Source organism: Paenibacillus sp. Marseille-Q4541 (assembly GCF_018310695.1).
Classification (GTDB): domain Bacteria; phylum Bacillota; class Bacilli; order Paenibacillales; family Paenibacillaceae; genus Paenibacillus.
In genome coordinates, this window is sequence record NZ_JAGXCY010000024.1 from 56967 (window position 1) to 78286 (window position 21320).

Here is a 21320-nt window from a genome sequence, read left to right on the forward strand (position 1 = left end):
CTCATTATATAGTTCAAGACATTCACTCGCAAGGCGAAAGACATGGCAAAGAACCCGGGGGATATACCTCTCACCGAGTTCTTATGTTATTCGTACTGTCATCTATTATGAAGCTAAATAATGCAGGCTACCTTTTCTACTCGCCCTCAACCAGACGATCTACATTCACGGTATGTGTATCTAGCGGATTATTTCCGATTTGAACGGTTGCCATCTTATTGTCCAGATCCACATGCTCGATCCATACCGGCTTCTCTCCATCCAATTTCACTGCGTAATTTTCTTTCGCATCATAGATTGCTTTGGCACGTGCTGCTTCCATTATGATTCTCCTCCTTTATTATCATCCAAATGAAATTCGCTTTCGTCATAAAGAGCATCGCTCGTACTGTCCCCGATATATCCGTTATCCTCGGTAACTTGTCCACCGCCAAGCCCTTCATTCACCATTCGATCAACGTCAAATGCAGTATTCTCAAGCGATTCTTCTACCTCATCTTCCGGTTCAGTAACGGCCTCCCAGTTCACTAAATTAGCTGCAATCATATCCGGTCCGCCAAAATCACTGGGTAGTCCTCCTCTGTCTCTTCCTTCTCGTTCTTCATGTGAATCCGAATGATCCCATGCCATCTATAGTTCCCCCTTTGATTTATTTATGTACTATGCCCGGTACAAGGAAGGATCATGCGTCTATTTCCGGTTATTACGGACTTTTTTTGCCCATACTAGAAGAAAAACATTTTTGATTATTGATAAATAAGGAGGGAAAAGATACATGCATACCGTCTGGAAGGGAGCGATTAGCTTCGGACTCGTTCATGTCCCGGTCAAAATGTTCTCGGCTACGGAAGATAAAGATATATCTATGCGCTACATTCATAACGTTTGCGGAAGTCCTCTCGCTTATGTTCGCAAATGTCCTTCATGTGATATCGAAGTGAAATGGGAGGAAATCACGAAAGGATATGAATATGAAAAGGGGAAATTTGTTCTTTTTGAAAAAGAGGAACTTGAGCAATTATCCGATCAGGCTAACAAAAATATTGCCATTCTTGATTTCGTTAATTTAACCGATATTGACCCGATCTATTTCCAGAAAACATATTACTTGTCCCCCGATCAAGCGGGAGGAAACGCATATCAGCTTCTTATGACTGCCATGCGTGACACGGGCAAGATCGGCATAGCCAAAATCTCTATTCGTTCCAAAAGCAGCCTTGCTGCGATCCGAGTATTAGATGAATGCCTTGCGATAGAAACGATTTTTTATCCTGATGAGATTCGCCAAGTCTCCCAAGTTCCGAATCTTCCTGAGAACATTACCGTCAATGACAAAGAACTCACAATGGCAAAAATGTTAATCGATCAGTTATCTACCCCATTTGAACCAGAAAAATATACGGATGACTATAGAGTACGTTTGCTGGATGCCATTAACCACAAAGTGGCCGGGGAAGAATTCAAAGTGGCTCCTGCTAAACCAGAAACGAGCGTTGTAGATCTTATGGCAGCTCTTCAAGCAAGTATTGAAGCAACACAGCCGATTCCAACGGATCCGGGTAAACCACCTGCCAAGAAACGGGCTCCCCGTAAAACAGCAGCAGCGACCGGAACGGAAGATACGAATATCCCTGTCGTCACACCAAAGCCAAAGAAACGTAAAACAGCCAAAACAAAAGAAACCGGAGCTTAAGCGGGTTACAATAACTTCTCATGACTTCAAACTGCAAACCTAAAAATTATGAAAATGCGAACACTCATCTTCTTATTGACTGAAAGTGATAATAACTTTATACTTACTTACACAAAGTAACCAAATATAATTTAGTAATATAAAGTTGACTGTTCATTATAAGGAGGCATTTTCTTATGACTTATTCTATTCACCCCAATACCAAACTTGGCGAAGTGAAACTTCGTGTAAGTAACTTGGAACGTTCACTGCTTTTTTATGAAAACATTGTTGGACTCAAAGTGCTATCCCGCAGTAGGGAAAATTCAGTGGCTCTTACTGCAGACGGCGTCAGTCCACTTGTCATTCTGGAACGATCCCGAATGCGAAACCGATTGCTCCAAGAAGCCATGCAGGGTTATACCATTATGCCATTCTGCTGCCAGATCGTACTTCGCTAGGAATCACCTTACGCCATCTAGCTGAATCTGGAATTGAGATTGGTCAAGGCGACCACAGTGTGAGTGAAGCACTATACATCAATGATCCAGATGGACACGGAATTGAAATTTATGCCGACCGTCCAAGAAGCACATGGAAGAAAGATGAACATAACAACTACATTATGGGAACAGACCCTGTGGATGTACAAGGCCTGCTGGAACTAGCAGATAATAAGCCTTTTACCGGATTACCGGCTGGAACAATTATCGGGCATGTTCATTTCCATATCTCTGATCTTGAAGAAGCACGTCAGTTCTATCATCACCTACTTGGATTCGATGTTGTTCTGGATGACTCCCGTTATTTCCGAGCGCTCTTTGTATCGGCAGGAGGTTACCATCATCACATCGGACTCAACATATGGGCAGGTCAAGGCGCACCAAAAGTTCCATCTGATGCAGTAGGCATCGATTATTTCACCATTATCTTTGAGAATCAGGCTGTATATGAAGAAGCTTTGATAAGACTTGAGCAGAACGGGATTATGGTTCTCCGAGAAGCGAATGAAGCAAAGCTTACCGATCCATTCGGTATCCAGATTCGTATCACTCACGCCTGATTTCTCTTATTCATAACTAAAGGAGAAGCGCTGTATGAAGCTTACACCCGTCATTCCCTTCGAGCCGGTTCGTACGGATTTATTCCCATCTGGTGATCCTTGGATTGCCCAGGTCAAATGGGACGGCGTTCGAATGCTCACCTATTATGATGGTGAAGAAGTACGTTTAGTGAACCGGAAGCGAAATGACCGGACGATTCAATACCCAGAACTAGGTCAGGCGGATGTGTATTCATCCGCTTCTTCTTTTATTTTGGACGGAGAACTCATCGCCTTTGCGAATGGCAAACCCTCTTTTCACGAAATCATGAGACGCGATAGTCTTCGCAGCGAGCGCAGTATTAGACAAGGCTTACAAAGCGTCCCCGTCACCTATATGGTGTTTGATCTTTTATATTTGGACGGAGAATGGCTTACCCATCTTCCTCTCTCCGAAAGACAAACAAAGCTAAGCCAAATCATCAAGCCGCAGCCGCTTGTCCAAGTGGTACAGAACTTTCCTGATGGGAATGTGCTGTTTGAGGCAGCAAAAGCTCAGCACCTAGAAGGAGTTGTGGTGAAAGACCTGACCAGTACTTATGCCATAGACGGTAAAGATAACCGCTGGCAAAAACGTAAAAAAAACGGGGATCTTTATGCGGTCATTGGCGGCGTTACACTCCGTGATAAAATCGTGAATTCACTACTTGTCGGATTGTACCGGGAGGATGGTGTACTTACGTACATCGGTCATGCCGGTTCCGGCAGATTTACAGGGAAAGACTGGCGGGATCTTACGGAAAGAATTCAATCTCTCCGCACAAATGAAATGCCATTTGACCAATTACCGGGACGCGATCAGGGGGCTATCTGGATTCGTCCAGAGATCGTCGTTCGCATCACTTTTTTGGAGTGGACTCCAGGAGGCACCATGCGTCATCCTACGATTGAAAGCTTCGCCCCCCATATTCAGCCGGGGGATTGTACCGTGTTACAGAAGGAGGGCGACTCGCATGGCTAGGACGGTAAAAGGAAGTATTCAGATTCAAGGCCATGAGCTGACCATTACGAACCCAGACAAACCGCTATGGCCAGAGGCAGGTGTCACGAAGGCGATTTATTTGCAAAAGCTGGCCGAGCTCTCTCCTTACCTTCTCACCTATTGCAAAGACCGGCTGCTTACCACGATACGTTATCCTCACGGCGTACATGGGGAATTTTTTTATCAGAAAAATGCACCGGAGCCCTTGCCGCCCTTTGTTCGCACAGCTGTTCATGAGAAGATCAATTATGTTGTCCTGGATGGACTTCCTGAACTGCTTTGGCTCGGCAATCTAGCCGCACTGGAATTCCATCCTTCCCTTCATGCTGTTGGCAGTCATCTGCCCTGTGAGTGGATGATTGACCTTGATCCTAGTCTCAGCGAGGAACCTAGAATTATGGAAGCAGCGTATATTGTAGGTCAGGTGCTCTCTTCCCTTGGAATTGAGTCTGTCCCCAAAACATCCGGAGCCACCGGAGTGCAAATTATCGTGCCGATCCAAAAAGGAATCACATTCGAACAACTCCGAACACTCGGACTGTTTGTAGGAAGATATGTTTGTGAGAAACATCCGCAACTCTTCACACTCGAGCGATTGAAAAAAGATCGCGGAGACAAAATTTATTTTGATTATCTACAGCATTATGGAGGAAAAACGCTTGCCGCTCCCTATACGCCAAGAGCCAGGGAACACGCTACGGTCTCCACTCCACTTCTGTGGGAGGAAGTAGCGAGAGGCGTATCTCCTAAGGATTTTACCTTACTGAACATCGGAGCGCGTCTTGCTGAAAAAGGGGATCTGATCGCTGCCCTTCCGGCCCAGCCGCTGGACACCATTCTCGCTCATCTAGCCAAATCATGAGGGTGTGAATGCACACTCCTCTTCCAGTAGAGTACAACAAAAAAAGCCCGGTGTTACTGACAAGTCAGTTACAGCCGGGCTTATATTATGCTTAATCAATGGATTCCTTTTTTCTTGAAGCGTCCGCCCTTCACATCATGAATGTTACCGATCGCAAGAAAGGCTTGCGGGTCCCAGTCTTCTACGATGCTCTTCAGTTTCGCTTCCTCTAGACGTGTAATGACAACAAAAATGACTTTCTTCTCTTCTCCGCTAAAACCGCCCTCACCATCGAGGTATGTAACGCCGCGTCCCAGCCTGTCGGTAAGTGCTTCACCGATGTCCCGGAACTTGTCGCTAATGATCCATACCGATTTGGATTGATCCATACCTTCGATCGTGATGTCGATCATCTTCATAGCAATATAGTAAGCAATGATGGAATATAGCGCATTTGGCCATCCAAATACAAAGCCTGCCGTTGCGAAGATGAATAAGTTGATGAACAATACAACCTGCCCCACGGAGAATGGAGATTTCTCGCTAAGAAGAATAGCAACGATTTCGGTACCGTCAAGCGATCCTCCAGAACGAATAACAAGACCAACACCAACACCAAGAATCAGACCACCAAATACTGCTCCCAGAAGAGGTTCGTTCGGCGTCAATGCATTAACATGATGCAGCATTTGTGTGCCAATGGACATGACCACAATGCCGAAAAAGGTGGAGATTGCAAACGTTTTGCCGATTTGCTTGTAGCCAATGAAGAGAAACGGTAAGTTAAGCACCGTTAACAACACACCAAGCGGCAAGCCGGTTATTTTGGACAACATAATGGATATACCCGTGATTCCCCCGTCAATAACTCCGTTAGGAACAAGAAAAATTTCAAGGCCAACCGCCATTAAAGCTGCTCCCACAATAATAAGAAGTGCTCTTTGCAATAGCTTCAGACTGAGCGGAGAATTACTTGCCTTCGTCTGTTTACTCGGACTTGGCATCATTTCTTTTGTTGTCATATTTGACATAGAACCCCCCCTTTTCTTTCAACCTTTTCGATGTCTTCTAGACATACAAGATATCCTTATTATAACATATCGTAGTAACAAAAGTTACAAATTCGTCAGCAAGAAAGAGAAAAACGATTAGAAACTCATTTTTCATCCAAAAATCCGTCGAATATGATCAAAGCAGGGGAGATAGTAACCTACACACGATCTCACCGCACTTGGAAAGGTTGGAACGCTTCTCAAATTCACCTTTTGTAATCCGAATACTGCTCTGCAAGTCGAGTTCAAAATCAGCCGTCAGCCGGTCCAGCGCAGTCTTGGAATACATCACGGCAGTCAGTTCAAAATTACTGTAAAAACTGCGCATATCCAGGTTCGCTGATCCTACGGCTGCAAGTAAATCATCGACAATAATGACTTTGGCATGGACAAAGCCTTTCTGGTATCGATAGAAAGTTACGCCTGCTTCGATCAGCTCTTCTAGATAAGATAGAGAAGCGAGCAATACCATCATATAATCTGCCTTGCCTGGAATCAGGACACGAACATCCACTCCGCTTCGCGCCGCTGTTTTGATTGCTGTTATGAGTGCAATATCCGGAATAAAATAAGGCGTTGTGATATAGACCCGTGAACTTGCCATAGCAATCGCATTAAAGCACACTTCCTGTATGGGGTGTCTGTTCTCATCCGGCCCGCTTTCTATCACTTGTACCTGTTCCGTACCTTTACAGCTGTGATCAGGGAACAAAGCCTGCTGGTGCTGCACATCAAGCGTCTGTCCGGTTACCATCTTCCAATCTTTTATAAAAGCCATCTGCAGGTAATAGACTGCATCCCCAATCATACGCATGTGAGTATCACGCCAAAATCCCATTTTGGTCGATTCCCCCTTGTACTCGTCCCCAATGTTCATTCCACCTGTATAACCGATCTTGCCATCGATTACGACAATTTTACGATGATTGCGGTAATTGACTTTTTTAAGCTTCAAGGCAAGCCATGGAGGTAAGAAAACATGAAATTCAACCCCCGCCTCCTTCATACGCTTCATAAATGACTTCGGCAAACTTTTACTTCCGAACCCATCACAGATCACCCGTACACTTACCCCCTCCTTTACCTTTTTAATGAGGAGATCCTGAAACCGGGTACCCGAAATATCATCTCGAATAATATAAAATTCGATATGAATATGATGCTCTGCCTTTTTAATATCCTGAAACAAGGATGTAAACAGAGGGTCCCCCTCCGCATAATAGTCCGTTTGGTTACAATCGGTGATATTACTGTGGGGAACTTCGGATAATAGATTGTACAATCGTTCGTTATTTGAAAATGATGGGTTCTGCATTCCTTCTACGGAATTCACTAGCTTCACTTTGCTGGATATCTGACTATGCATATCTTCCCATAATGTCTTTTCTTCTTGTGTCATGCGTGCGCTTTTACTATAGGGCCTTCCTGCAACAAAATACAGCACGATCCCAATCAGAGGCAGACAAAACGAAATGAAGATCCAAACCGCTGCTCGATCCGGACGTTTATACTCAAGCAGCAATATAAGTATGGTCTGAACCAGATACAGCAATATAAGTAAAATAATGACCAACCCTATCATAGCCTAGCCCCCACCTGAAGATTATTAAAAACAAAGTTGCGCTCTGCGCAGTCATCTATACAGTTTGACAATCTTTAGCACATTTCATGCACGTACAGAGTAGAAATATCGGGCTTATTTTAATAACAACAATTTTCATTGCACCTAAAAAAATGGTTCAAGATGAATATATAAGTCTATACATATATTATTTGAAGACCTTTCTTCATAAAAATGAATGACGTTAATTCCCCGGTAGAATGGGATTTATTCCAAAATGGACGCGCAGCACTGGTCCTTATCTTTATGGCCGAGTAGTCATTAGACTCAAGATGCGATATAATACTCGTTAAACTTTATACTTTAAAATCATGAGGGAGAAGAGATGTGAAATGGAAGAAGGTAGTAGGTACGCGTTAAACTTAGTAATGATAGCAGTACTCATCGGTTTTTCTGCTTTTTTCGTAGCTGTTGAGTTTGCTATAGTACGTGTAAGAACAAGTCGGCTTGATCAATTGATTGCAGAAGGAAATAAGCGAGCAGTCGCGGTAAGACAAGTGGTTGCAAATCTAGATGGTTATCTATCTGCTTGTCAGCTGGGAATTACAATTACCTCTCTCGGACTTGGTTGGCTCGGTGAACCAACGATAGAGAAAATTCTGCATCCGTTGTTTGAAAGCTGGGGTGTACCTGAATCCGTAGGGTCGGTGTTATCCTTCGTATTAGCTTTCATGGGCATTACCTACTTGCACGTGGTTGTTGGTGAACTGGCACCGAAGACCGTCGCTATCCGCAAAGCCGAAGCCGTGGCAATGTGGACATCGGGACCCATTATCTGGTTTAACAAAGTGATGTACCCATTTATTTTCATCTTAAATAGTTCTGCGAACCAGCTTGTCAAACTATTTGGTGTCAAGCCAGCTTCTGAACAAGAAGAAGCACACTCAGAAGAGGAATTGCAGATCATCATTAATGAAAGCTTCGAAAGTGGCATGATCAACCAAAGTGAATTTGGCTATGTAAGCCGGATTTTTGCTTTTGATGATATGCTGGCTAAAGAAATTATGGTTCCACGAACCGATATGGTGTGTCTGTACGCCAATAAATCCGTGGAAGAGAATCTCGCCATCATTAAAGAAGAACAGTATACCCGTTTTCCTGTTGTGAACGAGAACAAGGATGACATTATCGGCATTATTCATACGAAACAATTTTTCCTTGATTACTATGGCGACCATACGAATGCCATTGACATTCCAAGCCTGATTCATCCGATTCCTGCTGTACATGAGACAACACCGGTCAAAGACCTGCTGAAAAAAATGCAGCAAGAAGGCAATCATATTGCCATCCTGGTCGATGAATACGGCGGAACCTCAGGTATGGTTACGATTGAAGATGTACTCGAGCAAATTGTCGGCGAGATCAGAGATGAATTCGACTCCGATGAAGTAGAAGAAATTCAAATCATTAATGAGCACAACATTCTCTTTGACGGAAAAGTATCTCTCTCGAAAGTAAATGATCTCTTCTCAGCCACGCTCGACACGGGTGAATGGGACACGATCGGAGGATGGCTATATAGTCATCAGCCAGAAATGCTTGTACAAGAAGAATACGAATTTGAAGGACTTACCTTCATTCTGCTGGAAAAAGAGAAAAACCGCTTCCTCAAAGTAGCGGTGATTACTAAGGAACCTATATCCAGTACACTTAATGAAGAATCCGTTATGGCCGATTAATTCGTTCTTAATAGATAACAAGGCCCGCAGCTTAGGGAACACCCCAAGCTGCGGGCCTTGTTTTGCTTTATTTTGACCGAAGGAAGGGTCCTTCGAATTTTGCTGACAGCAGCAGGTTACGCTTTTTCCCAGCGATCTTTAAAGAAGACATTATATACACGGCGTACGATGATTTTGACTGCCATGTAGAAAGGAATAGCCAGAAGCATTCCAATAAGTCCACCGATATCTCCACCCACCAGTACAACGACGATCGTCGTAATCGGGTGAATATCCAGCGTCTTATTCATAATATACGGTGCAAGCAGGTTATCCTGAATTTGCTGTGCAACTAGAATAATAACTAGTGCCCAGATTGCCATCGATGGTTCTTCAATGAACGCGATAATAACAATCGGAACGGATGATACAATCGCCCCGATAAACGGAATGAAGTTCATAATGACAGAGACGACGGTAAGAAGTAATGCATACGGTAATCCAATGATAAGGAAACCGATATACATCAGCACGCCAAGTGCCACATTCGTAAGGACACGCCCTACGATAAAACCACTGATCGAGTTATCAATCTCATTCATGAGGTCAGTCCCTTCATCCCGGAAGCGTCTTGGCATGAAGTTTACAATGTTTTCACCGAATTTACTGCCTTCTTTAAGCATAAAGAACAGGATAATCGGTGAAACGAAGAGCACCATCACAAAGGAGGAGAAGAAGGAAACAAGCCCAGACATATAGTTGGTAAACAATTTTAATCCTTGATCGATAATCTCCGTCACTTTGGTGAACACATTCGTACCTTCAGGCAGGAACTGTGCAAGAACACCGCTTTCTTCGAGTTCCTTCAGCTGCTTCGTGAGCATATTAATCAGATTGGGCGCATTCTCAACGAATCCTAGGGATTGTTCTCGAAGGGAAGGCCATATGCCTAGAATAAATCCGACCAGAATCAGCGCAATTACCAAATAAATCAATAAGACGGCAACCGAGCGGTTGACCTTTCGCTTATGCATGAGTTCTACCAGCGGCCGAAGCAGATAGTAGAAAAAAGCAGCCAGCATCAGTGGAACGAGAATAATACTAATAAACGAGATTACGGGATCAAAGATAAAATTAACTTTTGAGCCCAGATAAATAACGAGAAAGACCAGAATAATTCCGATGAGAAATCGGAAAAATCGGTTTGTTTGAGTCAATGCCAGACCCTCCATCCATATAAAATTAGTCTACGATGTTCAGAAGCTTCATGTTGTAACCGGATCCGGTCATCATCAATCAGGCTGCGACATCTCTTTTGTTGAATACATACCAAGCGATGCCCATAAATAACACGTAGTACACGGCAAGAACGATCAAAGAAAACCCTAGACTCATCCCTCCGGTACCTCCACCATACATGTATTGACCAAGATCCATGTTAGTGAAGAGGATGTACTTCGCCCATGCATAACGTTCTGGATTAAAGATCACTGCAAAAATCCCCTGCGTAAATAACATAAATAGAGATAACCCGATGGCAAGCGCCCCAGAACGAAATACGGTGGATACCATAAAAGCAATCGCAATCGTAATAAATAGATCTACGTATTCATATACCCAACTAACCAGTGCATAACTCGCTGGAGATATATCTGTAGGTGCCAATTCAGGCTGAACGCTCGAAGACATGAAGACATAAGATGCGCCCAAAGCAAGTAGAATCATAACGAGTGTACTAAGAATACTGAATAGCAACACCGAAATATATTTGGAGAAAAGGATTTTGCTTCTTGTCCACGGACGAATAAGCAGAAGTTTGATGGTTCCCCAAGAGAATTCACCTGCCACCGATTCTGCTGCGATGACGACGGCAAAGATGGTGTTCAGGAAGCTCACAAAGGAAACGGTTATCATCGCTCCTTCCCAGAAAGAGATCGTTTCTCCTCTTCCATTTCCAGAGAACAGATAAGGAATGATGATCGACATGAATATTAAGATTCCTATCATGACCCATGTGCGCATACGGCGATATATCTTCGTATTCTCATTATGGACAAGCATAAAGAAATTACTCAATGGATTCACCTCCTGTAAGTGCCAAGAATTGATCTTCCAGAGAGCTCTTTCTAGCTCGAATCCCGTAGACCTTCACTCCATTTTGTACGAGAAGAACATTCAGCGCTGCCGCCTCGTCTCTCGTTCCTGGTATGTATAACACTCCTTGTTCTACACGTCCCTCGCCTCCAGCTAGTGTGTGCGCCATATCGACGTCACTTACTTCGAAGGCATATTCGGTTGTAGCAAGCGTCCCCTCTGCTCTTACGCTGCTAACATCAATAAGCTTACCATTCTGTATGACAGCTACCGTATCACACATCAGTTCCATTTCAGATAAAAGGTGACTCGATACAAATACCGTGGTTCCTTCTTCTTCACATAGTTTTCTGAGGTAATCACGCAGTTCGCGAATTCCCTGAGGATCGAGTCCATTCGTTGGCTCATCGAGGACAAGCAGCTTCGGCCTATGTAAAATAGCTTGCGCCACTCCAAGCCGCTGCCGCATCCCGAGCGAGTAATTCTTCACCTTATCGTGAATGCGCTGGGTGAGTCCTACCAGTTCAATCGCTTCCTGAATCCGTTCTTTGGTCACTCCAGGTGACATACGAGCAAAGTGAAGCAAGTTCTGATATCCGGTCAGAAATTTGTACATCTCCGGATTCTCGACAATAGCTCCTACCTCGCGGATCGCATCTTCAAATTCATGTTTCACGCTATGACCAGCAATATGAATATCGCCTTCGCTGATGGACATCAGACCTACCATCATCCGAATTGTCGTCGTCTTCCCTGCTCCATTGGGACCTAAAAAACCAAAGACCTGGCCTGGAAGGATATCCAGAGTCAGGTCTCGCACTAGATAGCGGGAAGAAATGACTTTGCTGACCCCTTGCATTCGAACAACAGGATCTTGATGCATGGACAAGTTCACTCCTTATTTTCTTCATATAGTACAGCTTCTGGCATCTCACTTGCTCAAAAGCTAGTGTACCATAGAACCTGTCCCACATTCGAGTACAGGGTCTTTCTTCCAAGAACAGAGCGAAGCAGGATGTTCACTCTCCTGTTCACAAGTTTGTTGTTGAGATTGACGATTTTGCTTCGTATGATGAACTTCACGACAGTGACCACAATAACCAAGGGGCATTTCATTACGATAAAATCCGGTACGGAAGATAAGATTGGCTGTAAACGTAGGCGATACAGGGTCTATCTTCCTAGATAAAGGAGATCCATCAAGAGCGTCTCCTGAGGCTTCTGTCACAGAAGAGTTGAAGTAATTCATAGACTCATTTCCACCCCACAGTATTCTTTTGCAGGCAACACAATAAAAACGGCTGGTACCTATCATATTGAAGCCTCCTTCTAATCAAGCAACGTGTAAGGATCGTTCTTGAAATATAAAACCGCATAAATCGATCATTTTCGATACAATTTGTATCTAGAACATAATGGAGTCCTATTTTTTTGTCAAGATTTTTTCGCCCCTTATTTAAAATGTAACCCCTTTTACAGAGATGAAATCAGACTTTTTCAGAAAAAAAGAGATGTTTTACATAAAAATTACGAAAACAAGCTGTTTTCATATTCACACCCCTCTGTACAAATGATACAATTTGTATTGTTATTAATATTGGTTTGTAGGAGGAATGAATGTGAGAAGAATGGTTAAAAAGTGGAGGAGGAATGCATCCAGACACATCAGCATCGTGCCTGTATTGGTTATTTTGGGCGCCCCCATCTTGACCTACTTTATTGTACGCGCCCTTCTTGCACAATAGGACAACTTTCTTACGATTCTTAGCGGAAAAGTAAGTTAAGCCAACGCAAAAAAGCACCTCGATGCACGGGAGAATCCTGTGCATCGAGGTGCTTTTTCAATTCATACGTCATCTCATATTAGAAATCTTCTGATCTCTGGAATGACCATAGTACACGCCATTCACCCGACTCCTCAGCGGCATAGACAGGTTGGACGATTTTGAAATTTCCAAAAGAAGAATGGTAGATTTGGGTTACTGTAATGAGATAAACTTCCTTCAGTGGTTCTTTGCCCTCAACCAATTGTACATCGAATTTCCGCTCTGGCTCGCTTAAATTATACTGGAAGGTGTTCGTACCGAAATGCTGCATGAACACATGCGCCCGGGTCTGAACATAATCAGGCTTCTTATATTTTTCCTTCATAAGAGAGTGAAATAACTCCCACGAACTTCCAAAGTCCCCTTCTTGCTCAAAAGCATAAAATTGTTCAATGATCTGTACCGCTTCTTCTTCATTCGTTGATTTAACCATACCACGTACACTATAGAACAAAAGAACAATCAAGCCCACCACCAAGGCGGCAGTGAGCAATTTGACCAAACCTTTTCCCCGGCGTCTGCGCAGCATGATGCCCCTCCCCACTTGTCCTTTGTATCTTTCTCAGGTTATGAGCGAGGAGGAATCTTTAGACCTGCGTCTGCGATACAATCTTTCGATAATGATGCTGAGAAGTAAAGCAATACAACCTCCGGTGAAGTCTAGCAGTACATCATAGGGTGATGAGGTTCTACCAACAGAAAATTTTTGTAAGTACTCGTCTATACTTGCGATGAGGACTATCAAAATGAGGGGAAACAAGTAGCTTAACATATTCTTTCCCCATCTTCTTCTAAACAAATAATGGGCTAACAGTGTCAGCACGCCATAAACAAACATATGCGCACTTTTTCTAAATACAAATTCTACAAACCCATAAGGATTTGTCCGTAAATTATTAGAATGTCCAGCATAATGAATTGTGATATTAGGCAAGTTAACATTAATATTTAGTTGATGAACCGTCTTAATAAGGAGTGGTCGTATCGTCTGCTGTTGATAAGTCCTTGTCGACATAAACAGGATTAAAAAAGCCCAAAGTATCACAAATAAAGCAAGAACCATTATTCTTCTTTTTTGTTTCTTTTTCCTGGAATTTCTTTCCTTAAGTCTACTCAAGATTTTTCTGCCTTTTGTAAATGTTCTTTCATTAACGATTCAGCTTTTGACCTCTCCTGTTCATCGACAATATAATAATACACTCCATTTATTTTTTTGCCTTGCCCTTTGATTTCGATCGTTTCAATATTTTTCAAATCGGAGCGATAGTTCATTATAAATTTTTTCATTTCTGTAAATGTAATATCCGTCTTCACATTCCCACCAACTTCATCAAGAATAGATTGAATTTGCACCACACTAGATACTTGCAGAGCATTTTTCATTAAATTCTGAAGAATTTCACGCTGTCTTGCATTTCTACCTAAATCTCCTCTAGGATCCTCGTAGCGCATTCTAGAATATAATAGTGCCTCTTCACCCGTTAATTTTATGTTCCCTTGGGCAAATTGTTTTTCACCCATTGTAAAAGCAAAGGAATTGTTTACTTCAACACCACCTAATAAATCTATAATTGACGTAAACCCTTCCATATTTACTTTTACATAATAATCAATAGGGGACCCTAGAAATTTTTCTACAGTTTGTACAGACATGTTTACTCCACCAAAAGCATACGCGTGATTAATTTTATCATCTGTTCCTTTTCCTACAATTTCCGTACGTGTATCTCTCGGAATGTTGAACATCAAGATAGAGTGCTTCTGAGGATTAACAGTTAATACAACCATAGTATCGGATCTACCTACATCATTCTCTCGTTCATCCACTCCTAGGAGTAATACAGAGAAAGGTTCCTCTTCTGATATTTTCTCCGGGTTCACTTGTTGTCCACCATCTACAGTTGTAACAGGAACGACTGGCTTACGCGGTTCATATATATCTTTGGCTGTAGATTCGATGGAAGCATATAGATACCATGCAAGCCCCCCCCCTATAACAATAAATAAGGAGATAATACTAAGTGTTACTTTGAGCCAACGTTTCATATTAGTTCAATCCCTTCACATATATGCCAGATATCTTCATTATCATAAAACCAAAAAAAGAAGCTATGCCCTAGGACATAGCTTCCGTGTAAGTATCAGAAATATTAGCTGCATGAGGACGACCAACAGAATAATAAATGAAGGAGGCTTCTTTTACTTTTTCCGGTTCATATACGTTTCTTCCATCAATAAGTATAGATCGATTCATATGAGCTGCTAATTCATGAAGATTGATCTCTGCAAATTCAGACCATTCAGTTAAAAGGCAAAGCGCATCACTATCTTTTGCAGCTTCAAGTGCACTATCACACCAAACAATAGATTCGTGATTCAGTTCTTTCTGAAAATTTGAAGTAGCAATTGGATCGTATGCATTCACTACAGCACCTAATTTGATTAATTCTTGAATAATCTCGATAGCAGGAGCATCTCGAATATCATCTGTATTTGGTTTAAATGCCAATCCCCAAATTGCAATTCTCTTATTAGAAAGTGTGCCTAATGCCATTTCAAGTTTTCGAATAATGTTAAAGCGCTGATCGTTATTAACTTCAACAACAGATTTCAGCAATTTAAATTCATAATCAACATTACCAGCGATTTGAATTAATGCTTGAGTATCTTTAGGAAAACAAGATCCGCCATAGCCAATACCAGCCTGTAAGAATGAATTACCGATCCTACGATCATATCCCATTCCTTCTGCTACTCTAGTTACGTCCGCTCCTACTTTCTCACAAATATTTGCAATCTCATTAATAAATGAGATTTTCGTGGCAAGAAATGCATTGGAAGCATATTTAATCATCTCCGCTGAACGGATATCGGTTGTAATAATATTGTTTGTTAAGGATGCATGCAGGCTCTTTAATACCGAAGCAGTCTCTTCATCCTCGCATCCAATAATAATACGGTCAGGATATAGAGTATCCTTAATCGCTGTTCCTTCTCTTAGAAACTCTGGAACAGATGCAATCTCAAAAGGGTGATCTGTATGGGCTCTAATTATTGATTTAATTTCTTCATTAGTACCTACAGGAACGGTACTCTTCGTTACTATAATTTTCTTACCATTTATAGCTAGCGCTATATCTAATGCAGCCTGCCTAATATAATCAAGATTAGCTTCTCCGTTGGGCAGTGATGGTGTCCCTACTGCAATAATAATCATTTCTGATTGACTTACTGCGTTACGAATATCGGTAGTAAAAGAGAGCCGCTGTAAATTTTTGTTCTGTTGAATTAATTCTTTTAATCCCGGTTCATAAATAGGTACTTCTCCTTGGTTTAGCATCTGAACCTTTTCAATTTGCTGATCAACACAAATGACTTCATTTCCGATCTCAGCGAAACAAACGCCTGATACAAGACCTACATATCCAGTTCCAACAACCGTGATTTTCATTTAGCTTCCCCCTACACCTTTATGAACTTTACACACTAACTTTTTCTATAAAACGAGTAATTAATTCCAGAGACTCATTTGATTTTTTGTTCATTGAATGAATAGATTCTTCTATAGATGGCTCTTGAAAAAAGGTGTTTAATGTCTCAATACTCATAAAATCATTCCAGCCCATGGTGTGGAATGAAAGTTTCCCCTCTAAATATCGAATAGAGTTTGTGTCTTCTCTCATTCCCGAACGCTGGACCAATAGTAATTTTTTCTTATACACGAAAGCCTCGCTGATCGTACTCCACCCCGGCTTAGTAATTACCAAATCGGAAACTGCAAGATAATTTTGTGATTCAAGATAAGAAGGAGGAATCCTATAAATATTTTTTCTCCCCTGTACGTTTACGTTTGCCGATACGATGAATGCAGTGCTAGAGTCCTCCCATATAGGGAGTTTTGAGATATCCTTTAGCTCATGAATACTAAGCCCCATTGTAAAAAACACAACTTTTTGGTAATTGTCTAAACCTAAACTCTTCTTAAGGTATTGAACCTCATCTTCATTTACACTCCTGCAGTAGAAATCTGTTGCCAGAGAACCTTTTCGTCCCCATGAGGGCTCATCTGCGCCAGGGAGAGAGATGAAATAATCCATTTTGTTATATGCGTTCTCTAACTGTTTAAGAAATTGAGATTCTAAAGTATCTTGATACGCAGTGAACCAACTAAAGTTAGATATTCCGATAGAAGTGATTCTTAACTCATTAGCGGCAACAAATGGAATAGGAGAAATATCCGAAATAATAAGATCCACTTTTGAGAGCAATAAAAAATCCTTCTCTTGCTTAGTAAGCTTCGAGAAGGATTCCATATAGTTAAGATAGGTTTGATGCATTCCACTTTTGGAAAGCTCAACTGAACCTTTTTGAGTGATATACCCAATGTCTAGTGTAGTATTTCGGTAGCTAACATTACTGTTTCCTTCTAAGGAATCTTGAACAAATGATATGACATCACCAGTACACACAATAAAGTGAGTGCGAAGAAATGCAGGCTCCCTCATCATATGCCTTAAAACTGCAATGCTCCTAGTAGCATGCCCATAGCCATAATTTGAGATGTAAAATGCAATCACTCTCTCAAAATGTCCAGTATTACTTGCTGCAGTGTTGTTCAATTTCTGTCCACTCTTTGTAAATTTCTATAGTATCCTCAAAACCGTTAACTGGTCCGGTTTGTACAGCGATAAACTCTACTTCACTCTTTGCCCTTAAACCATGCATTGTTTTAGCTGGAATGTGTAAGACGTTGCCTTCTTTTATCAACATGAAATTTCCGTTATGAATAAACTCAGCTTCACCCTTAACAATGGTCCATACTTCTTGCTTTTCTGTACTTAATACATAACTCAAGTTTTCACCTGTTTTTATATTCATTTTTTTGGTGACTACTTGATTTCCATCCGCATAGGTTTGAATATCCAGAATTCTACACCAACCCCATTGTTTTTCCTCATACATTGGACCTTGCTTGAAATTCACAACATCCTTAATTCTTGGACTCGAGGATTTGTCAGTAACCAGAATACCATCGGGGCTGACAGCAATAACAGCATTTGAAACACCTAAAACAGTAACCGGAATATCCATCTCATTAATAAGATGGGTATTCGAGGAATCCTCACTAATAATGCCTTTACCAATCTGTCTGCTTCCCATTTCCTCTGTGAGTGTATTCCACGTACCCAAATCTTTCCAATATCCATCATAAGGAACCGCAACAATGTGCTTCGTATTTTCAACTACTTCATAATCAAAACTGATTTTCGGTAGTTTATGATATTGCTTCATTAATTCCTCATAGTGAATAGGCATTTCTTTCTTTACGAGTAGAGAAATTAAATAATCAAGTTTAAATGCAAAGACACCACAATTCCATAGAGCATGCTTAAGTATAAGCTGCTCCGCTTCTTCTTCAGTGGGCTTTTCCTGAAATCTGGATACTGTCGCATACTCATTGGATAATGGATCTTCAGCTGGTATAATGTAACCGTATTTAGATGAAGGGTAAGTAGGCCTAACGCCAATCAATGCTAAATCCGCTCCAGATTTCTTTAAGACCCCCTCTAAAACTTTTACAGTATCAAAGAAGTGGTCCTCTACATAAGGATCAACAGGTAGAATAGCGATTGTTTCATCTAAACTCACACCCTGTACAGAATATAAGTAAGTTGCTGCAAGAGCGATAGCCGGAAAAGTATCTCTACGTTCAGGTTCTATGATCAGAGGGACATCCTTACCTACTTGGCTTAGCATAATCTCAATTTGAGATTTACTGGTCGCGATATAACTATCATCTGAAAGCCCATTTTTTCCAATCTGGGCCCAAACTCGTTGGACCATAGATACCATGTTTTGTTCGTCATCCTGTAGTACTTTCAAAAATTGTTTTGACCGAGCATCATTGGACAGGGGCCACAATCTTTTACCGGATCCTCCGGAAAGTAAAACAAGCTTCATAGATTCATCTCCACTCCTTTTTGTTTCGCATTAGGTTCAGAAGTTAATGAATGAAGCAAAGTACGATATTTATCCATAGCCACTTCTCTGCGTAAATTTTGGTCAAGGTATGAGCGACCTCTCATTCCCATCTCAAACAATTCACTATTTTTCATAAAGTACATTTGTTTTACTTTCTCTACAAATTCATCATATTGCTGAGGTTCCACTAGTACACCGCATTTACTCTCCTCAACCAACCGAAACGCTTCACTTCCATCTTCCAAAACACCGAATACAGGTTTACCTGCAGCCATTACTCCATAAATCTTACTTGGTACAGAAACTCCTTTTATTCCCTTCTGATTAACTACTAGATGGATGTCAGCTGCATTCAAAGAATATTTAATTCTGGATTTATCTTGAAAGCCTAAAAATTTTACTTGTGTGATCTGTTGTTCTTTAACAAACGACATCATCTTGTGTTTAACTGCACCTTCTCCGATAAACACAAACATTAAATCTGGACATTCCTTAAAACGTTCCGTAAACTTGATTAAATTCTCCAAGTCATAATAAAGACCTAAATTTCCAGAATACATAACAATAAATTTATCCTGTAAATCATTTTCATCTAGAAATTGAGAGACCTCTGGATGCGTTTTATCTAAAGGAACAATATCCTTCTCATCTGTCCAATTATTAATTACCGAATTACTTGGCACATTTCGATTTTTAAATCGGCGTTCTAATGTCTCACGCATATCATAACCAACCGTAATAACATGGTCTGCAAGTCGACAATTCATTTTATCAACCCATCGGGCGACTCCAACAAGCAACTTACTCTTGTTATATCCAACCGCTTCTGCTTGTTCAGGATTAAAATCTTGAATATTATAAATGTGTTTGGAGCCCCTTAGAATCTTTCCAATCGATCCAATTAAACCGCCAAGTACAGGAGGTTGAGATATCGTATAAATAAATTGCATATCTCTCTGTTTAAGTAGTATGTAGACCGCATTAAAAAAGTAGGATGCAATATAACGCAACCTACTTAACTTACTTGTCTTATCGACCTCTGGGAGTTGAATTCTAATTATTTTTATTTTCTCTAACTCATCATAATGAAATTTCTTCCGATTATTATTATCTTTCATGGAAGGTGGCAACTCAGCAATTACTGTTATATTAAAATCATGCTGAAGATGCATGCACAAATCTGTAAGGATCTGACCTGTTGAAGCATAATCAGGATGAAAATAATTAATAACAAATACGATATTAGGCTTCATTTGACAACCTCTCTAACATCATTTGATTTGTCTCTTCAAATCGATGTTTCATGAATTTAGCAGGTGATCCTGCATGAACTTCGTTAGAAGGTACTGTTTTTACTATCGTACTTCTAGCAGCAACGACCGCCATTTCTCCTATTGTAACCCCTGGATATACGAACACATCACTGGCAACCCATGCCCCGTCATGAATATGAATAGGTTTCGTAATTAGACCAAAATGAGGATCATGCATATTGTGACTTCCAGTACAGAGATAGCTCTGCTGAGAAATCACACAGTGTTGCCCGATAACGATCTCGTCCAAGCTATATAGTTCAACGTTATCACCTATCCACGAATAATCACCTATCTCTACTTTCCATGGATACGTAAATTTAGCTGATGCCCTCACTTGAACTCCAATGCCGATTTTCGCACCAAAGAGACGCAACAAAAAATTGCGCCATTTATACATAGGATGCAGGGAAAAGCGAAAAATAGTACCTTGAATGAGCCACCATATTAAAACAACCAAACCGTTTCTCCCACGAGAGTAACCAGTTTGGCTGTACCGATCAAGTCTAATTTTATTTTTCATATTATTTACCTCAGATCAAAATCAAAGTCTAACTTCTTTACTCTTTTTAGTGTTGAAGGTGATATTTTGTTTGAAATCGATTATAAAATTCAAAAGTTCTTTTGGCGTTTTTAACTGAATCAAAATTTTCCTGAGCGAAACTCAATGCATTCCTCCCAAATTCAACCCTAAGATTTTTATTTTCACCTAACTGAAGAATGCATTCGGTTAATGATCCCTTTTTATTAATGTCATAGAGCAAACCTGTAGTATTATTTAATATTAGTTCGTTTGGCCCTCCTATGTCTGATGCAATAGCTGGCTTCATCATAGCGGCAGCTTCAATAATACTTCTTGAAAAGTGAGGCTTAGTAAATGGACAAATCATTACATCTGAAGAAGCAATCAATTCAGGTGCATTTTCTTGAAACTCTAGGGTATGAATGTTACTGTTTTTCAATGCCTCACCCCTAACTTCTTCCTCATACTTACTTTTATTATTATGAAACCCAGCAACTATAAGATGCTTACTATTATTTTGACCATATGCTTCTTGAAAAGCCTTAATTAATTCCAGCACACCATTCCCCGGAACAATTCTCCCCATATAGAGGAATACAACATCATTAGTTCTAATACTGAGGTTATTTCTATAATTGGTGTCAATAATAT

22 protein-coding genes and 1 pseudogene are annotated in these 21320 nt (G+C 41.0%); 6 read left to right on the top strand and 17 right to left on the bottom strand.

The genetic code is table 11. The features are described 5' to 3' along the window. Window positions 1–136 precede the first annotated feature (136 nt). Window positions 137–322, bottom strand: a complete 186-nt coding sequence (locus tag KFT32_RS19800; RefSeq protein ID WP_211749157.1) for an H-type small acid-soluble spore protein — start codon at window positions 320–322, stop codon at window positions 137–139. Beyond that, window positions 322–630, bottom strand: coding sequence for a hypothetical protein (locus tag KFT32_RS19805; protein WP_211749210.1), 309 nt, complete (start codon window positions 628–630; stop codon window positions 322–324). The genes KFT32_RS19800 and KFT32_RS19805 overlap by 1 nt, the downstream gene beginning before the upstream one ends. A 145-nt stretch (window positions 631–775) precedes the next feature. On the opposite strand from KFT32_RS19805, the gene ku reads away from it, so the two are divergent. The 4 genes and pseudogenes from ku to ligD all read left to right on the top strand — a co-directional run bounded on the left by ku (window position 776) and on the right by ligD (window position 4618). Further along, a complete protein-coding gene (gene ku, locus KFT32_RS19810; protein ID WP_211749167.1) occupies window positions 776–1693 on the top strand; it encodes a non-homologous end joining protein Ku in 918 nt (305 codons plus the stop codon). Between the two features lie 176 nt (window positions 1694–1869). Then, window positions 1870–2735, top strand: a pseudogene (locus KFT32_RS27715) (VOC family protein). A 34-nt stretch (window positions 2736–2769) separates the two neighbouring features. Further along, entirely contained in the window at window positions 2770–3735 is a 966-nt protein-coding gene (locus tag KFT32_RS19820) for an ATP-dependent DNA ligase (protein WP_211749169.1), read from the top strand. After that, the gene (ligD, locus tag KFT32_RS19825) at window positions 3728–4618 is read left to right on the top strand and encodes a non-homologous end-joining DNA ligase (RefSeq protein WP_211749171.1); all 891 of its coding nucleotides are present in this window, start codon (window positions 3728–3730) and stop codon (window positions 4616–4618) included. Before KFT32_RS19820 ends, ligD begins: the two co-directional genes overlap by 8 nt. Before the next feature lie 95 nt (window positions 4619–4713). On the opposite strand, the gene KFT32_RS19830 is transcribed toward ligD, so the two are convergent. Together KFT32_RS19830 and cls are read right to left on the bottom strand one after the other, a co-directional pair. Next, window positions 4714–5604 (bottom strand): YitT family protein, encoded by an 891-nt coding sequence (locus KFT32_RS19830; RefSeq protein WP_481856354.1) that lies wholly within the window; start codon window positions 5602–5604, stop codon window positions 4714–4716. Window positions 5605–5785: 181 nt separating this feature from the next. Further along, window positions 5786–7231, bottom strand: coding sequence for a cardiolipin synthase (cls, locus tag KFT32_RS19835; protein ID WP_211749175.1), 1446 nt, complete (start codon window positions 7229–7231; stop codon window positions 5786–5788). A 371-nt stretch (window positions 7232–7602) separates the two neighbouring features. Here cls and KFT32_RS19840 point away from each other — a divergent pair, with 371 nt between their 5' ends. Continuing rightward, a complete protein-coding gene (locus KFT32_RS19840) occupies window positions 7603–8952 on the top strand; it encodes a hemolysin family protein (protein WP_211749176.1) in 1350 nt (449 codons plus the stop codon). A 116-nt stretch (window positions 8953–9068) separates the two neighbouring features. Here the strand turns inward: KFT32_RS19840 and KFT32_RS19845 are convergent, their stop codons facing one another. The 4 genes from KFT32_RS19845 to KFT32_RS19860 form a co-directional block, all read right to left on the bottom strand. Beyond that, window positions 9069–10148 (bottom strand): AI-2E family transporter, encoded by a 1080-nt coding sequence (locus tag KFT32_RS19845; RefSeq protein WP_211749178.1) that lies wholly within the window; start codon window positions 10146–10148, stop codon window positions 9069–9071. Between the two features lie 79 nt (window positions 10149–10227). Continuing rightward, window positions 10228–11007 carry an ABC transporter permease gene (locus KFT32_RS19850; protein WP_211749180.1) on the bottom strand — a complete coding sequence of 260 codons (780 nt, stop codon included), beginning with the start codon at window positions 11005–11007 and terminating at the stop codon, window positions 10228–10230. After that, entirely contained in the window at window positions 11000–11908 is a 909-nt protein-coding gene (locus KFT32_RS19855; RefSeq protein ID WP_211749182.1) for an ABC transporter ATP-binding protein, read from the bottom strand. The genes KFT32_RS19850 and KFT32_RS19855 overlap by 8 nt, the downstream gene beginning before the upstream one ends. Before the next feature lie 63 nt (window positions 11909–11971). Continuing rightward, complete coding sequence (locus KFT32_RS19860) at window positions 11972–12340, bottom strand: hypothetical protein (RefSeq protein WP_211749184.1); 369 nt, start codon at window positions 12338–12340, stop codon at window positions 11972–11974. 304 nt (window positions 12341–12644) lie between these two features. Here KFT32_RS19860 and KFT32_RS27495 point away from each other — a divergent pair, with 304 nt between their 5' ends. Continuing rightward, window positions 12645–12770: a hypothetical protein gene (locus KFT32_RS27495; protein ID WP_283246453.1), complete on the top strand. Its 126-nt coding sequence runs from the start codon at window positions 12645–12647 to the stop codon at window positions 12768–12770. Window positions 12771–12888: 118 nt separating this feature from the next. On the opposite strand, the gene KFT32_RS19865 is transcribed toward KFT32_RS27495, so the two are convergent. The 9 genes from KFT32_RS19865 to KFT32_RS19905 all read right to left on the bottom strand — a co-directional run. Then, window positions 12889–13380 (bottom strand): hypothetical protein, encoded by a 492-nt coding sequence (locus KFT32_RS19865; RefSeq protein ID WP_211749186.1) that lies wholly within the window; start codon window positions 13378–13380, stop codon window positions 12889–12891. Between the two features lie 33 nt (window positions 13381–13413). Beyond that, window positions 13414–13914, bottom strand: coding sequence for a VanZ family protein (locus tag KFT32_RS27720; protein ID WP_481856355.1), 501 nt, complete (start codon window positions 13912–13914; stop codon window positions 13414–13416). A 50-nt stretch (window positions 13915–13964) separates the two neighbouring features. Continuing rightward, window positions 13965–14897: an LCP family glycopolymer transferase gene (locus KFT32_RS19875; protein WP_211749190.1), complete on the bottom strand. Its 933-nt coding sequence runs from the start codon at window positions 14895–14897 to the stop codon at window positions 13965–13967. 70 nt (window positions 14898–14967) lie between these two features. Continuing rightward, on the bottom strand, window positions 14968–16302 hold the full coding sequence (locus KFT32_RS19880) for a UDP-glucose dehydrogenase family protein (protein WP_211749192.1): 1335 nt from the start codon (window positions 16300–16302) through the stop codon (window positions 14968–14970). 28 nt (window positions 16303–16330) lie between these two features. Beyond that, complete coding sequence (locus KFT32_RS19885; RefSeq protein ID WP_211749194.1) at window positions 16331–17470, bottom strand: hypothetical protein; 1140 nt, start codon at window positions 17468–17470, stop codon at window positions 16331–16333. After that, the gene (locus KFT32_RS19890; protein ID WP_211749196.1) at window positions 17448–18812 is read right to left on the bottom strand and encodes a sugar phosphate nucleotidyltransferase; all 1365 of its coding nucleotides are present in this window, start codon (window positions 18810–18812) and stop codon (window positions 17448–17450) included. Before KFT32_RS19890 ends, KFT32_RS19885 begins: the two co-directional genes overlap by 23 nt. Next, a complete protein-coding gene (locus tag KFT32_RS19895) occupies window positions 18809–20086 on the bottom strand; it encodes a glycosyltransferase family 4 protein (RefSeq protein ID WP_211749198.1) in 1278 nt (425 codons plus the stop codon). Before KFT32_RS19895 ends, KFT32_RS19890 begins: the two co-directional genes overlap by 4 nt. Next, the gene (locus KFT32_RS19900; RefSeq protein ID WP_211749201.1) at window positions 20076–20669 is read right to left on the bottom strand and encodes a WcaF family extracellular polysaccharide biosynthesis acetyltransferase; all 594 of its coding nucleotides are present in this window, start codon (window positions 20667–20669) and stop codon (window positions 20076–20078) included. The genes KFT32_RS19895 and KFT32_RS19900 overlap by 11 nt, the downstream gene beginning before the upstream one ends. Before the next feature lie 46 nt (window positions 20670–20715). Then, on the bottom strand, window positions 20716–21320 hold a 605-nt coding region (locus KFT32_RS19905), incomplete at its 5' end, for a glycosyltransferase family 4 protein (RefSeq protein ID WP_211749203.1).

Bases quoted from the DNA above. Each gene is read 5' to 3' on its own strand.
- KFT32_RS19860 (WP_211749184.1), bottom strand. From the start codon at position 12,340: ATGATAGGTACCAGCCGTTTTTATTGTGTTGCCTGCAAAAGAATACTG.
- KFT32_RS27720 (WP_481856355.1), bottom strand. From the start codon at position 13,914: ATGGTTCTTGCTTTATTTGTGATACTTTGGGCTTTTTTAATCCTGTTT.
- KFT32_RS19895 (WP_211749198.1), bottom strand. From the start codon at position 20,086: ATGAAGCCTAATATCGTATTTGTTATTAATTATTTTCATCCTGATTAT.
- cls (WP_211749175.1), bottom strand. From the start codon at position 7,231: ATGATAGGGTTGGTCATTATTTTACTTATATTGCTGTATCTGGTTCAG.
- KFT32_RS19800 (WP_211749157.1), bottom strand. From the start codon at position 322: ATGGAAGCAGCACGTGCCAAAGCAATCTATGATGCGAAAGAAAATTAC.
- KFT32_RS19890 (WP_211749196.1), bottom strand. From the start codon at position 18,812: ATGAAGCTTGTTTTACTTTCCGGAGGATCCGGTAAAAGATTGTGGCCC.
- ligD (WP_211749171.1), top strand. From the start codon at position 3,728: ATGGCTAGGACGGTAAAAGGAAGTATTCAGATTCAAGGCCATGAGCTG.
- KFT32_RS19840 (WP_211749176.1), top strand. From the start codon at position 7,603: ATGGAAGAAGGTAGTAGGTACGCGTTAAACTTAGTAATGATAGCAGTA.
- KFT32_RS19805 (WP_211749210.1), bottom strand. From the start codon at position 630: ATGGCATGGGATCATTCGGATTCACATGAAGAACGAGAAGGAAGAGAC.
- KFT32_RS19900 (WP_211749201.1), bottom strand. From the start codon at position 20,669: ATGAAAAATAAAATTAGACTTGATCGGTACAGCCAAACTGGTTACTCT.
- KFT32_RS19875 (WP_211749190.1), bottom strand. From the start codon at position 14,897: ATGAAACGTTGGCTCAAAGTAACACTTAGTATTATCTCCTTATTTATT.
- KFT32_RS19880 (WP_211749192.1), bottom strand. From the start codon at position 16,302: ATGAAAATCACGGTTGTTGGAACTGGATATGTAGGTCTTGTATCAGGC.
- KFT32_RS19865 (WP_211749186.1), bottom strand. From the start codon at position 13,380: ATGCTGCGCAGACGCCGGGGAAAAGGTTTGGTCAAATTGCTCACTGCC.
- KFT32_RS19830 (WP_481856354.1), bottom strand. From the start codon at position 5,604: ATGATGCCAAGTCCGAGTAAACAGACGAAGGCAAGTAATTCTCCGCTC.
- KFT32_RS19855 (WP_211749182.1), bottom strand. From the start codon at position 11,908: ATGCATCAAGATCCTGTTGTTCGAATGCAAGGGGTCAGCAAAGTCATT.
- KFT32_RS19820 (WP_211749169.1), top strand. From the start codon at position 2,770: ATGAAGCTTACACCCGTCATTCCCTTCGAGCCGGTTCGTACGGATTTA.
- ku (WP_211749167.1), top strand. From the start codon at position 776: ATGCATACCGTCTGGAAGGGAGCGATTAGCTTCGGACTCGTTCATGTC.